Source organism: Streptomyces sp. NPDC086777 (genome assembly GCF_040702065.1).
In the GTDB taxonomy this organism is placed as follows: Bacteria; Actinomycetota; Actinomycetes; order Streptomycetales; family Streptomycetaceae; genus Streptomyces.
The window spans coordinates 229,443-244,177 of record NZ_JBFBJI010000013.1 but is presented as its reverse complement, the minus strand read 5'-3'; the positions used below and the strand labels follow the sequence as shown (position 1 = coordinate 244,177).

Annotated in this window: 13 protein-coding genes and 2 pseudogenes; 5 read left to right on the top strand and 10 right to left on the bottom strand. The window is 73.4% G+C overall.

Translation table 11 applies throughout. The features are described 5' to 3' along the window. Together AB0472_RS20545 and AB0472_RS20540 are read left to right on the top strand one after the other, a co-directional pair. Positions 1-488 (top strand): annotated as a pseudogene (locus AB0472_RS20545) (hypothetical protein); the annotation flags it as partial. A 105-nt stretch (positions 489-593) separates the two neighbouring features. Then, positions 594-1,796 (top strand): lactonase family protein, encoded by a 1,203-nt coding sequence (locus tag AB0472_RS20540; RefSeq protein ID WP_366357893.1) that lies wholly within the window; start codon positions 594-596, stop codon positions 1,794-1,796. On the opposite strand, the gene AB0472_RS20535 is transcribed toward AB0472_RS20540, so the two are convergent. Next, positions 1,764-2,495 carry a DUF2470 domain-containing protein gene (locus AB0472_RS20535; RefSeq protein WP_366357892.1) on the bottom strand — a complete coding sequence of 244 codons (732 nt, stop codon included), beginning with the start codon at positions 2,493-2,495 and terminating at the stop codon, positions 1,764-1,766. The genes AB0472_RS20540 and AB0472_RS20535 overlap by 33 nt on opposite strands. A 111-nt stretch (positions 2,496-2,606) precedes the next feature. After that, positions 2,607-3,212: a TetR/AcrR family transcriptional regulator gene (locus AB0472_RS20530; RefSeq protein ID WP_366357891.1), complete on the bottom strand. Its 606-nt coding sequence runs from the start codon at positions 3,210-3,212 to the stop codon at positions 2,607-2,609. 108 nt (positions 3,213-3,320) lie between these two features. Here AB0472_RS20530 and AB0472_RS20525 point away from each other — a divergent pair, with 108 nt between their 5' ends. After that, on the top strand, positions 3,321-4,862 hold the full coding sequence (locus tag AB0472_RS20525; RefSeq protein WP_366357890.1) for a cytochrome P450: 1,542 nt from the start codon (positions 3,321-3,323) through the stop codon (positions 4,860-4,862). Here AB0472_RS20525 and AB0472_RS20520 read toward each other — a convergent pair. Together AB0472_RS20520 and AB0472_RS20515 are read right to left on the bottom strand one after the other, a co-directional pair. After that, positions 4,818-5,654: a pentapeptide repeat-containing protein gene (locus tag AB0472_RS20520; RefSeq protein ID WP_366357889.1), complete on the bottom strand. Its 837-nt coding sequence runs from the start codon at positions 5,652-5,654 to the stop codon at positions 4,818-4,820. The two genes, AB0472_RS20525 and AB0472_RS20520, sit on opposite strands and share 45 nt — an antisense overlap. Positions 5,655-5,663: 9 nt before the next feature. Continuing rightward, positions 5,664-6,578, bottom strand: a complete 915-nt coding sequence (locus AB0472_RS20515; protein ID WP_366357888.1) for an AraC family transcriptional regulator — start codon at positions 6,576-6,578, stop codon at positions 5,664-5,666. 160 nt (positions 6,579-6,738) lie between these two features. On the opposite strand from AB0472_RS20515, the gene AB0472_RS20510 reads away from it, so the two are divergent. Next, complete coding sequence (locus AB0472_RS20510) at positions 6,739-7,821, top strand: aldo/keto reductase (protein WP_366357887.1); 1,083 nt, start codon at positions 6,739-6,741, stop codon at positions 7,819-7,821. Here the strand turns inward: AB0472_RS20510 and sigJ (AB0472_RS20505) are convergent. Beyond that, positions 7,815-8,783, bottom strand: a complete 969-nt coding sequence (gene sigJ / locus AB0472_RS20505) for an RNA polymerase sigma factor SigJ (RefSeq protein WP_366357902.1) — start codon at positions 8,781-8,783, stop codon at positions 7,815-7,817. The two genes, AB0472_RS20510 and sigJ (AB0472_RS20505), sit on opposite strands and share 7 nt — an antisense overlap. A 50-nt stretch (positions 8,784-8,833) precedes the next feature. Next, a complete protein-coding gene (locus AB0472_RS20500) occupies positions 8,834-9,532 on the bottom strand; it encodes an NAD(P)H-binding protein (RefSeq protein ID WP_366357886.1) in 699 nt (232 codons plus the stop codon). Positions 9,533-9,643: 111 nt separating this feature from the next. Here AB0472_RS20500 and AB0472_RS20495 point away from each other — a divergent pair. Beyond that, positions 9,644-9,757: pseudogene (locus tag AB0472_RS20495) on the top strand (DUF5999 family protein); the annotation flags it as partial. A 60-nt stretch (positions 9,758-9,817) separates the two neighbouring features. On the opposite strand, the gene sigJ (AB0472_RS20490) reads toward AB0472_RS20495, so the two are convergent. From sigJ (AB0472_RS20490) to AB0472_RS20475, 4 genes are all read right to left on the bottom strand, one after another. After that, positions 9,818-10,714, bottom strand: a complete 897-nt coding sequence (gene sigJ, locus AB0472_RS20490; protein ID WP_366357901.1) for an RNA polymerase sigma factor SigJ — start codon at positions 10,712-10,714, stop codon at positions 9,818-9,820. Positions 10,715-10,794: 80 nt separating this feature from the next. Next, entirely contained in the window at positions 10,795-12,096 is a 1,302-nt protein-coding gene (locus AB0472_RS20485; protein ID WP_366357885.1) for an alpha/beta fold hydrolase, read from the bottom strand. A gap of 97 nt (positions 12,097-12,193) precedes the next feature. Further along, entirely contained in the window at positions 12,194-13,219 is a 1,026-nt protein-coding gene (locus AB0472_RS20480) for a LacI family DNA-binding transcriptional regulator (RefSeq protein ID WP_366357884.1), read from the bottom strand. 100 nt (positions 13,220-13,319) lie between these two features. After that, entirely contained in the window at positions 13,320-14,735 is a 1,416-nt protein-coding gene (locus tag AB0472_RS20475; RefSeq protein ID WP_366357883.1) for a BNR repeat-containing protein, read from the bottom strand.

The following is a 14,735-nucleotide window of genomic DNA, read 5'->3' as shown; positions in this document are numbered from 1 at the left end:
CGCGGCGGCGCAGCAGCCGGTCGGCGGGGGGCTTGGGCGCGGCGGTGCCGAGGGGGGGGGCCGCGCGGGCGGTGCCCCCGGCGCCGGGGGCACCGAGGTCCGCCCCGGCGGCGATGGGGCTGGGTGTCGGCGGCTCGATGCGCCAGGAGGTGTACCTGGACGAGCGTCCGTTGCGGGACTGGGCCGAGACCCCGGCCGGGCGCGTCTTCGTGCACCTGGTCACGCCCCCGCAGTGGCACCGCATCACCGGCGAGGCGCCCCCGCCGTCGCCGGTGGACCGGGCGGCGTACACCCGCGCGGGGCTGCCCTGGTACGACTACTACGACCAGGACGCCCGCGATCTCGCCGCCCCGGACACCCTGGAGGCGGTCAAGCCGGTCGGCGACTGGCTCGGCGACGACCTGGAGGCGTGGCAGCAGCCGGCCCCGGGGCAGGTGGTCCCGCTGAAGGACGCGCAGGGCGAGCCGGTGGAGGACGGCGACTGGTGACGTCGTTGCGCCGGATGCAACGGGTGTTGCTTTTCTTGCGCCGCCCCCGTGCTCCGCGCCAAGGTGTGTCGGGTCCGGGGTGACTGACGACCTGAGGTGCGTGGCATGGGCAGTGGTACGGAAGGGACGCGCGGCGGCTGGAGCAGGCGCCGGTTCGTCGGCGCGCTGGCGGGCGCGGCCGCGGTGGTCGCGGTCCCGGCGCCGGCCGCACCGCCGGCCGAGCGGTCCCGCCGGGCCACGCACCCGGCGGCCGACGCCCCGGTGACGACGTCCTCGGCGCCCCGCCCGCTCTACCTCGGCACGTACACCTCCGTGGACGGCGGCGGCACCGGCATCGGCCTGGCCACCTACGACCCGGCGACCGGCGCGATCACGGGCACCGGCACGCTCACGGGGGTCGCCGACCCGTCGTACCTGGCGGTCCACCCGGACGGCCGGACGCTGTACGCGGTGAACGAGCGCGCGGCCGGGAGCGTGACCGCCGTGCGCCTGTCGGACCGGAGGATCCTGGGCAGCCGGAGCACGGGCGGGGCGGGCCCGTGTCACGTCTCGGTGCACCCGACCGGCCGCTGGCTGCTGAGCGCCAACTACACCTCGGGCAGCGTGGCCGTGCACCTGATCGACGACACGGGCGCCCTCGGGGAGCGCACGGCTCTGGTCACGCACTCGAGCCCGGCCCCCGGCCCCGGTCAACAGGGGCCGCACGCCCACCAGTTCATCACCAGTCCGGACGGCGGTCACGTCCTCGCCGTGGACCTCGGCACCGACACGGTCTACAGCTACCGCCTCGACCCGGCGCGCGGCACGCTCACCGAGGCCGCCCAGGCGCACACCGTGCCGGGTGCGGGTCCGCGCCACCTGACCTTCCATCCGGGCGGCCGGTACGCGTACCTGGCCGACGAGGTGGGCAACACGGTCGCGGTCTGCGGCTACGACCCGGCGACCGGCCGGGTGACGGTCGGCGCGCCGCAGTCCACCGGCAGCGCCGCCGGCACCACCAACTACCCGGCCGAGTTCCTGGTCACCCCGGACGGCGCCTACGCCTATCTCGCCAACCGGGGCGACAACACGGTCGCGAGGTACGCGGTCGAGGCCGACGGGGCCCGGCTGCGCCTGCTGGACACGGTGCCGGTGCACGGCGACTTCCCGCGCCAGATCGCCTTCTCCCCCGACGGCCGGCTGCTGTTCGCCGCCAACCAGCGGTCCGGGACCGTGTCCGTCTTCACCGTCGACCAGGACAGCGGTGCACTGCGGCTCGCGGGCGAGCCGTTCGCGTCACCGGTCGCCGTCTGCGCGCTGCCGCTGTAGCGTCCGCGGGCAGGACGCGGCCGCGCCGGCCTGCGCCAGCAGGACGTGCATGCGCTCCGTGAGCCGGGAGACGTCGTCGGCGGGCGCGTGGAAGGTGAGCCGCACGTCGCCGTGGGTCCGGGTGCGCTCGATGCGCAGGGTCAGTCCGTGCCGGTCCACGGCGAGGGGCTGGACGCGGATCGCGGCGTGCAGGCTCTCGGACTCGACGAGCCGGGTGAGCCGTTCGACGGCGTCCGGGTGGGAGTCGGCGAGATGGGTGAGGAGTCCGGCCTCGGCGCCGGCCAGCGGGTCCGGCCGGGCGGCGGCGAACTCGTCGAGGCCGACGACCATCGCGCCGGAGGGCCGGCGCAGCACCACGCGGGTGGGCCGGAAGACGAGGTGGCCGTCACCGGGGGTGAACCAGCCGGCCATCCAGAGCCGGGCCCGGATGCGGCTGCGCACCGGGACGGGCGCCACGTCGGCGAACTCCAGCACGGCGGACGGCTCCCCGCGCGGGGCGCAGATCGCGGCCGTGAGCAGGGCACTGTCCTCGGGCACGTGCAGCAGGATCCGGCCGTCGTCGGCGACGGCGTGCGCGCCGACGTACTCCTCGCGGCCGCCGTCCGCGGTCACCATGCACGACCACGCGACGGCCAGCAGGGACCGGGCCTGCTCCGCCGCGCCGGGTCCGGCCGCCCAGGCCGCCTGTTCGTCACCCATCCCGAACCTCCTTAGGTAAGCCTCACCTAACTTAGCGAAGATCGGGGAGTGCGCCAAGCACGGAGGGCGAAACCCGCGCGAGGAACCCGGCACCGGGAGGAACCGCGACGGTCAGGAGATGACGCCCAGCAGGGCCCGCGCACACAGGTCCCGCACCTGTTCCCGCGTCAGCTCCTCGGTGCGCAGCCACTCCAGGCAGACGTGCGTGGTGAAGGCGAGCCAGCCGCGCACCGCCAGGCGGGCGTCGGGGCGCCGCTCCAGGGCGGGGCCGAACTCGGGGTCGGCGGCGAGGGCGGCGAGGATCTGCCGCTCCTGGGCGGACTGGGCCTGCCGGTAGACGCGGCGCACGGCCTGGTCGCCGGACGCCTCCGCACGGTGGAAGGCGCGGAACCCGTGCGCGTGGGTGTGGACGTAGTCGAGGTAGACGTCGAGGGCCGCGGTGAGCTGCTCGCGGGCGGGCACGCCGGGTTCGGCGGCGGTCATCCGCAGCATCCGCTCGCTCTCCCGCTCCACGACCGCCGCGAAGAAATCACGTTTCGTCGGAAAATAGTGATACAGCAGCCCCCGGGAGACGCCCGCGATCTCGGCGACCTGCTCGATCCACACGTCGTCGTACGGGCTCTCCGAGAAAAGCCTGGCCCCGACCGAGAGGAGCTGCTCACGACGGGCCGCGGTGCTGAGTCTGCGGCGGCTGCGCTCGCCCTGGTTCGGGACCATGTCCGCACTTTACTTGACGTGGGTTCAACAACGGGACGAGACTGAAACCGCTTATTGAACCCACGTACAACTAGCGCAACCTGCCGCAGCATCGAGGGAGATCGCGTCATGGCGGAGACGGCCGCACAACCGGGGACCGGGACCGACGGCCCGCTGCCGAAGGGGTTCCGGGGCGCCGAGCAGGGCTGGCCCGAACTCCACCGCATCCCGCACCCGCCACGCCGGCTGCCGCTCCTCGGCGACGTCCTGGGCGTCGACCGGCGCACCCCGCTCCAGGACTCGATGCGGATCGGCGGGCAGCTGGGCCCGATCTTCCGGCGCAGGGCGTTCGGCAACGAGTTCGTGTTCGTGTGGGGTGCCGAACTGGCCGCCGACATGGCCGACGAATCGCGGTTCGCCAAGCACGTGGGGCTCGGGGTGGCCAATCTCCGTCCGGTCGCCGGGGACGGCCTGTTCACGGCGTACAACCACGAGCCGAACTGGCAGCTGGCGCACGACGTCCTGGCCCCTGGATTCAGCCGGGAGGCCATGGAGGGCTACCACGCGATGATGGTGGCGGTGGCCGGGCGGCTGACCGACCACTGGGACCGGGAGCTGGCGGCCGGCCGGTGGGTGGACGTGCCCGGTGACATGACCAAGCTGACCCTGGAGACGATCGCCCGCACCGGGTTCGGGCACGACTTCGGCTCGTTCGAGCGCGACCGGCCGCACCCCTTCGTGACCGCGATGATCGGCACGCTCACCTACGCGCAGCGCCTGAACAGCGTGCCCGGACCGCTGGCCCCGCTGATGCTCCGCCAGGCCGCCCGGCGCAACGCGGCCGACATCGCCCACCTCAACCGCACGGTGGACGACCTCGTCGCCGAGCGGCGCCGCACCGGACGCGGGGAGGGCGACCTGCTCGACCGGATGCTGGAGACGGTCCACCCGCGGACCGGGGAGCGGCTGTCCGCCGAGAACGTACGGCGGCAGGTGATCACCTTCCTGGTGGCCGGCCACGAGACCACCTCGGGCGCGCTCTCCTTCGCCCTGCACTACCTCGCCCTGCACCCGGAGATCGCCGCCAGGGCGGCCGCCGAGGTGGACCGCGTCTGGGGCGACACGCCCGCACCGGGCTACGACCAGGTCGCCAGACTCCGTTACGTGCGCCGGGTCCTCGACGAGTCGCTCCGGCTGTGGCCGACGGCTCCCGCGTTCGCCCGCGAGGCCCGCGAAGACACCGTGCTGGCCGGCCGGCACCCGATGCGCCGGGGGGCCTGGGCGCTGGTGCTGACGCCGATGCTGCACCGGGACCCCGAGGTGTGGGGTCCGGACGCCGGGAGCTTCGACCCGGACCGGTTCGAGGCGAAGGCGGCACGGGGCCGGGCCCCGCACACCTTCAAGCCCTTCGGCACCGGCGCGCGCGCCTGCATCGGCCGGCAGTTCGCCCTGCACGAGGCCACCCTGGTCCTCGGCCTGCTGCTGCGCCGCTACGGCCTCGGGGCAGACCCGGACTACCGGCTGCGGGTGACCGAGCGGCTGACGCTGATGCCGGAGGGGCTGCGGCTGCGGCTGGAGCGGCGCACCGCCGCCCCGGCCCCGGTGACCGTGCCGGACGCACCCGCGTCAGAGAACGGCGACGGCTGTCCAGTGCACCGGGCGGGCGACTGAGGCCGGCAGGCGCGTCCGTGCGTTGCCCCGGGCCGCGTCGAGCTGGGGCCGCGTCAGGAAGAAGGCGCCCGTGAGGTCCGCGTCGCCGAGCTCGGCGTCCCGCAGGTCGGCGCCGATCAGGTCCGCCTCCCGCAGGTCGGCCCCGGTGAGGTCGGCGGCGATGAGACAGGCACCGCGCAGGCTCGCCCCGCGCAGGCGTGCGCCCCTGAGCCGGGCGCCCATCAGGTCGGCGCCCCGCCGGTCCTTCTTCTTGCCGGGCACCCCCGCCCGGGCCAGCTCGCTGGTCCGCAGCAGCAGCACGTTGACCTCCTGCCGGTGCGCCGCCACGTCAAGCACGGCCAGCTCGTCGGGCGTACCGAGGCTCAGTTCCTCGGTCCTCCGCAGCGCGGCACGCAGCTCGGCGTGGACGGGTCGCGCCGCGGCCAGCCCCAGGGCCTCCGTCAGGTACCACAGCAGCTCGTGCAGTTGGCGTACGACCGGAAACGCGTCGAACATCCGGCGGGCGTCCGCCGCGGATCCGCGCCGCCAGTCCCGGCCGCCGAAGGTGACCTGCGAGACCTTCTGCCCAGCGCCGAGGCAGTCGTAGACCGTGCAGCCGTTGAAGCCCTTCTGCCGCAGCTCGGCGTGGATGCCGCAGCGGTGGTCGCCGCCGAGGTTCGCGCAGGGCTTGCCGGCGGGCTTGCCGACCGCGAAGTCCGCCGACGCGGCGAACGGCAGGGCGACACAGCACAGGCCGAAGCAGCGGCCGCAGTCCCCGCGCAGCCGGTCCCGTTCGGATATGTGTTCTGTCACCCGGTCAGCCTACTGACCGGTGCGGACCTCGTCCTCCGCGTTTCTCAGCCGGACCGCGTCCGCCCCCGGCGGCAGGCCGAACTGCCGCCGGTACTCGCGGCTGAACTGGGAGGCGCTGTCGTACCCGACCGCGTACCCCACGTCGGACACGTCGTCGGTGCTGCTCATCAGGCGCAGCCGGGCCTCCTGAAGCCGGATGTGCTTCTGGTACTGGATCGGGGTCATCGCGGTGACCGCGCGGAAGTACCGGTGGAACGGGGAGGCGCTCATCCCGCAGAGCCGGGCCAGGTCCTCGACGCGCAGGGCGTCGGTGTAGTGCTCGCGGATGTGGCGGACGGCCCGGCCGATCTGGGTGAGCCTGCTGTCGGCGAGCCCGATCTGCCGGACCAGTGCGCCCCGCTCGCCGGTGATCAGCCGCCACAGGATCTCCCGCTCGATCATCGGGGCGAGCACCGGGATGTCGGCCGGCCGGTCGAGCAGCCTGACCATCCGGACGGCGGCGTCGACCAGGTCGGCCGGCGCCTCGCCGACCGCCAGCGCGGGCAGATCGGTGCGGCGGCGTGCCCCGCCCGCGTGCCGGCCGGGGCCGGTCTCCAGGAGCAGCGCGGCGATGCGCGCGGGCCGCAGCCGGAGGCCGAAACCCAGGAACGGCGTCTCGCGACCGGCCCGGGTGCACTGCCCGCTGACCGGCATGTCGACCGAGACGACCAGGTACTGGCCCTCCTCGTAGTCGTAGATCCGGCCGCCCAGCGTCAGCCGTTTGGCGCCCTGGGCGACCACGGCGAGAACGGGATCCGCGATGCCCGAGCGCGGCCCCGTCGGCCGTTCGGCGCGGGTCAGCATGAGGCCGTCGATCGCGGGGACGGCGTCGGCGTCGCGCGGGGCGTGCCGGTCGATCAGCGAGCGCAGTTCGTCGAGGGACACGCTCCCGATTCAAACGCCGGCCGGGAGACGACCGCAACGCCCTCCCCGGAAAGGCGACAGGATCGTGCAAGCCGCCGGTGCGATCGCCCTAACGTTCCCGCAGCTCAGCCTGGTTTGCTCGACGAGTCGCATTCCCCACACAGCTTCCACGGAGCATTTCATGGCACTCGACTCGTACGTCGGTCTCGGCCGGTCCGGACTCAAGGTGAGCCCCTTCTGCCTCGGCGCGATGAACTTCGGCGAGGACGGCGGCTTCGGCTGCTCGGTCGAGGAGTCGGAGAAGATCCTCCAGACCTATCTCGACCTCGGCGGCAACTTCGTCGACACCGCGAACTTCTACACCAACGGCCACTCCGAGGCGATCCTCGGCGACTTCCTCGCCGCCCGCCCCGGCCGCCGCGACCGTCTGGTGCTGGCCACCAAGTTCTTCGGCAACCTGCACCTCGGCGACCCCAACGGCGGCGGCGCCGGCCGCAAGGCGATCGTCGGCCAGCTGGAGGAGTCGCTGCGCCGGCTGCGCACCGACTACGTCGACCTGTACTGGCTGCACAACCACGACCGGTCCACCCCGGTCGAGGAGACCCTGCGCACCCTGGACGACCTGGTGACCGCCGGCAAGATCCGGTACGTCGGCTTCTCCGACACCCCGGCCTGGTTCACCGCCAAGGCCCACACCACGGCCCTGCTGCGCGGCTGGACGCCGGTGACGGCGCTGCAGATGGAGTACTCCCTGCTGGAGCGCACCATCGAGGGCGAGCTGATCCCGCTCGCGCAGGACGCCGGGATGGGGCTGTTGCCCTGGTCGCCGCTCAAGAGCGGCTACCTCTCCGGGACGTACCGCAGGGACCGGTCCGCACCCGCCGACGCCAAGCGGGCGGCCCTCCTCGGGCGGCCTTCCGAGGAGCAGTTCACCGTGATCGAGGCGGTGGCCGCGGTCGCCGAGGAGACCGGCGCGAGCCCGGCCGCCGTCGCGCTCTCCTGGGTGCAGAACCGCCCCGGCGTCACCTCGACCCTGATCGGCCCGCGCACCCTCGCCCACCTGGAGGCCGATGTCGCGGCCCTCGGCGTCCGCCTGACGCCGGAGCAGACGGCCCGGCTCGACGAGGTGTCCGCCCCGGTCCTCGGCTTCCCGCACGACCTGAACCACCGCGTCGGCACCATGCTCAAGTACGCGGGCGCCACGGTCGACGGGGTGCCGAGCGCGGTGTACCCGCCCCTGCTGGCGAGCACCGCCCGCTACTGACCAGGGGCCCGGCCGGGGTCCTCGTCCGGTCGTACACGGGTGAGCTTGGCCGGGTTGGTGACGACGTAGACGCCGCAGACCTGGTCGCCGTCCGGGGTGAGGTCCATGACCATCACGGCGTACGGGGAGTCGTCCGAGAACAGCACCGCCGCGTCGTCGCCGTTGACGCTGCGGTAGTGGACGTCCAGGTCCCCGGCGCGCCGTGAGGCGTAGCCGGCCAGCATCCGGGCCGCCTTCTCCCGGCCCTGGACGGGGCGCAGCCCTGCCGGCTGCCGGGCGCCCCCGCCGTCGATCCACACCGTCACGTCAGGGGCGAGGATCTCCAGGAGTGCCTGGAGGTCGCCGCCGAGGGCGGCCGCGACGAACCGCTCGGTGGCCTCCCGCCGCACCCGGGGGCGGGCGCGGTAGCGGGGGCGACGGGCCTGCACGTGGGCGCGGGCCCGGTGGGCGACCTGACGGACGGCGGCGGGGCTGCGGTCGAGCATGCCGGCGATCTCGGTGTGCGCGTAGCCGAACACCTCGTGGAGGACGAACACGGCGCGTTCCAGCGGGGTGAGGGTCTCCAGGACCACCAGCATCGCCAGGGAGACCGAGTCGCCGCGGACCGTGTGGTCGGCGGTGTCCGGGGCGAGGCCGGTGGTGGCCTCGGTCACCAGTGGTTCGGGCAGCCAGGGACCGACGTACCTCTCTCGGCGCGCGGCGATGGCGGTCTGCCGGGCCAGGGCGTGGTTCACGGCGACGCGGACGAGATAGGCGCGCGGGTTGCCGATCTCCGCCAGCGGCGCCCGGCGGGTCCTGCCGGACCAGGACAGCCAGGTCTCCTGGAGCACGTCCTCGGTGTCGGCGACACTGCCGAGCATGTTGTAGACGACGGAGAACAGCAGTTCGCGGTGGTCGACGAAGACGCGTGTCGGCCCGTGCGCCGGTCCGTCCTGCGGGCGGCCGGCGTCCGGTCGGGGCAGTGGCTCGCAGTCGTCGTACCCGATCTCCAGGCCGCCGGTCGGTTCCGGACTCACTTGCTGCCTCCGAAGGCCTCGTTCCGGATGACGTCGAGGATGCCCGGGACGCCTTCCGTGGTGCGGACATCGACGAAGGCTCCCACGTGCAGGTCGCCGACCGCCTCCGTCAGCAGCGCGTTCCCCAGATCCGCGCGCGAGGTGAAGCGGCCGGGCAGGCGCGAGGTGGCGACCTGGTAGTCGCTGACGGTGTCCGCGTCGAAGAGACCGGCGGGGCGGACGACGGTCCACCGGTGATCGCCTTCGCGCACGATCTCCTCCATGCGCCGCATGTCCTCGTACACGGTGCGCCCCATGGTGCGCGCGATGAGAGGTTCGAGCACCTTGCGGAAGAAGTAGGTCTCGCCGGGGGCCGGCACCCCGAAGAGCACGGTGGAGGACACGCAGACCAGGCGCCGTACGCCGTGCTTCGTCATGGCCTGGGCTATGTGGGTGATGCCCTCGGAGTACACGGTGACGGGATGCCGGCTGTACGGCACTCCGAGCGTCGAGATCACCGCCTCGTGCCCGGCCACGGCGCGTGCCACGGCGCCCGGGTCGCGCACGTCAGCTCCGGCCACCCGCAGTCGTGGGCCGCTCAGCGGGAACTCCGCGGGGCGGCGGGTGACGGCGGTGACCGTGTGCCCTTCGGCGATCGCCTGCGCGGTGGTCTGTCGGCCGGTCGGCCCGTTCGCCCCAAATACGACGAGTTTCACGCGTTTCCCCTCTCAAGCCGGTCCTGCCTCATGGGAGGGGTCCGGCGGCAGGGAATGTGACATCCCGCCGCCACCTGCCGGTCGGTCGTCCGGGACGCCGCGGCATGACGGCTGACCGACCGGAGGCGAGGACCGGCCCGTCCCGAACAGGGCCGGCGCCTGCCGTGCGGCAGCACGGTCGTCTTCGACGAGACCGGTGAGCTCCTGCCCGGCGGACGGAGCCTGCGCCCTCGTCCGCCCTCGTCCGCCCCCGGCCGCCACCGGCCGCCACCGGCCGGACGCCTGTCAGCCGTCCCCGGTGGTGAGGTCGAGGCGGTCCAGCCGCGCGGGGTCGGCGAGGATGTACATCCCGGTGATCCGGCCGTCGGCGACGGTGACCGCCATGACGGAGAGCGGGCGGCCCCCGGGCGCGGTGACCATGCCGACGGTGCCGTTGACCAGTGCGAGTTCTGCCGCGTCGGCGAACTCCCGGAAGGTGAGGGCCTGTTCGGCCACCGTCCGCGCCCCGCGCAGCACCTTGGACGCGGCGGCGCCGCGCACCAGCGCGCCCGAGTCGACACGCAGCACCACGTCCGGGTGGAGCAGCGCGACCAGCGCCTCGAAGTCGCCGTTCCGGGAGGCCGCCAGGAAGGCGTCGAGGACCCTGCGCTGTCTGCCCAGGTCCGGGTCGGCCGACGGGGCGGCCCCCTGGACCCGGCGGCGGGCCCGGCTGGCCAGCTGGCGGGTGGCGGCCGAACTGCGTTCCACGACGGGCGCGATGTCGTCGAAGGGCACCGAGAACAGGTCGTGCAGGACGAACGCCAGCCGCTCCGCCGGCTCCAGCGTCTCCAGGACGACGAGGAGGGCGAGCCCGACGGAGTCCGCCTCGAGCGCCTGCTGTTCGGGGTCGGTGCCCGGCAGCGGCCTGATCACCGGGTCGGGGACGAAGGTCTCGTCGATGGGCTGCTCGCGGCGCGCGGTACGGGAGCGCAGCATGTCGAGGCAGACCCGGCCGACCACCGTGGTCAGCCAGCCGCCCAGGTTCCTGATCCCGTCCGCGTCGACGCGCCCGAGCCTGAGCCAGGCCTCCTGGACGGCGTCCTCGGCCTCGGCGAGCGAGCCGAGCATCCGGTACGCCACCGCGCCCAGCCGGCCGCGGTGCTCCTGGAAGCGGTCGGCCAGCAGTTCCGGGTCCGTGTTCATGCCGTTGGTGTCCCCCCGTTCCGCCACAGCCGCAGACTATGCGGACCCGCCCCGCCCGCAACCGGTTTACCGGCCGGGCGTCACACCTCGTCGCGGACGAGGGCGAGGAGCCGGTCCAGGACCCGGGGCGCGCCGACGCGCAGTCCGTCGTGCTCGAACTCGTCGGTCACCCAGGTGCGCAGGCCCCGGACGGCCCGGGCGGTCGCCAGTGAGTGGCCGGCGTCGACGTACATGTCGTCGTGGTAGACGGCGGCGGCGACCGGGACCTCGTTGGCGGCCAGACGGGCCGGGTCGTAGAGCGGCTGCCAGTCGGTGCGCGCGGCGAGCAGGTCGGCCGCCGCCTTCAGGGGCCGCAGGGCCGGGTCGGTCTCGAACATCCAGGGGTGCACGGTCTCCCCGGTGAACAGCACCGGGGCGCCGCCCGCGAGCGCCTTGGCCGCGTCGAACTGCGGGAACTCGGCGCGGACCCGCTCGGCCGCCCAGGCGGTGGGGCGGGCGTCCTGGCCGTAGACGGGCTCGTGGACCAGGGCGTACAGCGGGTTGCTCGCGTACGACAGCAGGCCCTGGACCTGTTCCTGGAAGGCGTCGGAGAGCTCCAGGCCGGAGGAGGTGCGGACGAAGGCGTCCTCGAGGAGGAAGTGCAGGCGGTGGCTGCCGTCGCTCATGCCCAGCATCAGGCCGAGGGACTGGAAGGCCTCGACGGTGAGCCGGTAGCCGTTCGGCAGCAGGGTCTCGTGCTCCAGGAGGTGCTCGGCGATCCGGCGGGCCCGCTCGACGTCCTGCGGGTAACGGTCGTAGTGCGCGGTGACCTTCCGCTCGATGCGCGGGTAGGCGGCGCGGTAGACGTCGTCGGCGTGCGCGTCGAGGGAAGGCAGGCCGCCGGTGATCACGGAGGTCTTGAGGCCCTCCGGGAAGAACGACAGGTACGTGACCGTGCAGAAGCCGCCGAAGCTCTGGCCGAGGGTCGTCCAGGGCGCGCCGCCGGTGACCTGCGGGCGGATCGCCTCGCAGTCCCGGACGATCGAGTCGGCGCGGAAGCGGGTCAGGTGCTCGGCCTGGGCGGCCGGGCCGCCACGCAGCGGGAGGGTCTGCCGGTTGAGCGGGGTGGAGCGGCCGGTGCCGCGCTGGTCGAGGAGCAGGACGCGGTAGTCCGCCAGGGCCCGGTCGAGCCAGGCCTGCCGTCCGACGAAACGATTCGCTCCGAAGCCCGGGCCGCCCTGCAGGTACAGCAGCCAGGGCAGTTCCTGGTCCGCCTTGTCACTCGCGACCACTTCCCGGGCGTACAGCTCGACGGTCTCGCCGTCCGGGTCCGCGTGGTCGAGCGGGACGGTGAAGCGTCGGTCGGTGAGGACGACGCCGGGCTGGCGGTAGCTGAGGCTCAACGTTTCTCCCGGGACGGACGGACGGTCGCGTCCCAGTTCAGCACACGTCCCCGGCGGGTCCGCCCCCGGGATCATGAAATCGTTACTGAACAACCGATCAGCGGGCGGCGAGGCTTGAGCGCCGCACCACCAGTTCCGGCTGGAGCACCACGCGGCGGTGCTCGTGCGCCTTCTGTCCCGCGCGCTCCTCGGTCTCCTCCAGCAGGAGGTCCGCGGCCATCGCCCCCATGGTGACGGCGGGCTGGCGGACGGAGGTCAGCGGTACGGCGGCAGCGGCGGCGAACTCGATGTCGTCGTAGCCGACGATCGCGAGGTCGTCCGGGACGACCACCCCGGCCGCGTACATGGCCTGGAGGACGCCGAGGGCGAGGAGGTCGTTGGCGCAGAAGACGGCGGTGGGCCGGTCGGCGAGGCCGAGCAGGCGGGCGCCCGCGTCCCGCCCGGCGGCCACGTCGAGCCGCTCGGTCGGCAGCTCGCGCAGCGCGCCGGGGCCGAGCCCGGCCTCGGCGAGGGCGTTCAGGGCGCCGGTGCGCCGGTCGCGGACCTGGTTGAAGCCGGGCGGCCCGCTGACGTACGCGATCGAGCGGTGCCCGGCGTCCACGAGGTGGCGCACGGCCAGCGCGCCGCCCGCCACGTCGTCGACGCTGACCGAGCACTCCGTGGTGCCCTCGGCGACCCGGTCGACGAGCACGAAGGGGATGCCGTGCCGGCGGAAGGTCTCGATGTTGCGGCCGGTCGCGTCCGCCGGGGTGAGCAGGACGCCGCGCACCCGCTGCTCGGCGAAGAGGGAGAGGTACTCGGCCTCCTCGCCGGCGTTCTGCGCGCTGTTGCAGACCATCACCCCGAGTCCGGCGTCCCGGGCCGCCCGCTCGGCGCCGCGGGCCACGTCCACGAAGAAGGGGTTGCCCATGTCGAGGACGAGCAGGCCCATGATCCGGCTGCGGCCCGCGCGCAGCTGGCGTGCGGACTCGCTGCGGACGTAGCCGAGCCGGTCGATCGCCGACTGCACCCGTGCCCTGGTCTCGCCGGCGACGGTGTCCGGGCGGTTGATGACGTTCGAGACGGTGCCCACCGAGACTCCGGCGGCGCGGGCGACGTCCTTGATACCCACCGGCTGGGCCATCGGTCGGGACCTCCAGGAGACATGGACGGCGCCTTCACAGCGTCGAAGGGCACATCGGGAAGGGCTTCACATTACGACATGACTCGCACGCCGGTCCGGGTCAGACGGGCAGGGCGAAGTCGACGACATGGAGCGCGGAGGGTGCCGTCCCGCTCGACGTCTCCTGGTACATGAACGACAGCACGTCGTCCGCCCCGACCCGCAGCTCGTCGACGACGACCTCGCCGAAGGCGTTCAGGCCGCCGCCGTCGTGGAGCAGCGCCCAGTCGGTGTGGCCGGAGGCCCTGGACGCTCCGGCGATCCGGCCGTGGGGGAGGACGGCGTAGGCGTTGTCGTACCTGTCCAGCACCAGCTTGGTGCGCTGGCTGGAGTTCAGGGGGACCGGGATCTCGGTCTTCTGCCAGGTGCCGGCCAGGTTCTTGCGGAGGTGGAAGGCGCGGCCGTTCGCGGTGCGGTCGGCGACGTAGTCCGTGGTGCACCGGCCGAAGCGGCCGGGGACGTAGCTGATGATCGCGTGCGGGAGGCCCGCGGAGTCGGTCCACTGGCTCTCCTGGTTCATCAGCGAGTGGTCCGGGCCGAGGGAGTCGACGACCAGCCCGGAGTCGGTGACGGCGACGGTGTCCGAGGTGCCGGTGGTGGCGACCAGGGTGCCGGCGTCGTTGCGCCAGGTGCGGCCGCGGTCGGCGGAGTGGACGTAGCCGGTGTCGTGGTTGGTGATGCCGCCGCTGTCGCACATGACGGACGCCGACTGCTCCCGCCAGGTGAAGAAGGCGTGCAGCCGTCCGTTCACGTCGTAGTCGATGCCGTGCAGGTACATGTTGCGCGCGGTCGACGAACCGTGCGCGCTCGTGTACGTCCCGGTGGAGCTGCTCCACTCCCCCAGCGCGGTCCAGCGTGAACCGTCGTACTCCGCGAGCGCGTTACGGCCGTTCCCGGAGACCCCCACCCGGTAGCTGAGCTGGAGCCCGCCCTCGGGGGTCTGGACGAACTGCGGATACGTGAACTGCGAGGTGGGCGACAGGCCGTCCAGCGAGGTCTGTACGGCGCCGAGGACGGTGGCGGTCCAGGGGGTGGATCCGGGGTTGTCCAGCAGTCCGGCCTGCGACTTCAGGTAGAAGAAGCCGTCACTGTGCGAGTCCATGTTGATGTGGAGCCGCCCGTCGGTTCTCGACACGCCCATGGAGATGACGTTGTGGGAGTCGTCGGCCTTCAGCCGGTGGGCGAGGGTCACGGTCGACCAGGACGAGCCGCCGAGCACCCGGCGCCCGATCACCGCGGCGCCGGTGGCGGTGTACCAGCCGGCGTACTGGTAGCCCTGGTAGGTGAACAGGCCGTTCTTCTGGAAGGAGTTGTTGTTGACCAGGCCGTCGTAGGAGACGAAGTAGATCGCCTGGGCGTCGAGCCGGGTGTGCTGCCGCCAGGTGACCGACGGTCCGGGACCGGCGGCACGGGCGGTGCCGGCGGGGGTGGCCCCGGCACCGGCGAACGCGGCGCCGAGCACGGTTCGTCTCTTCAC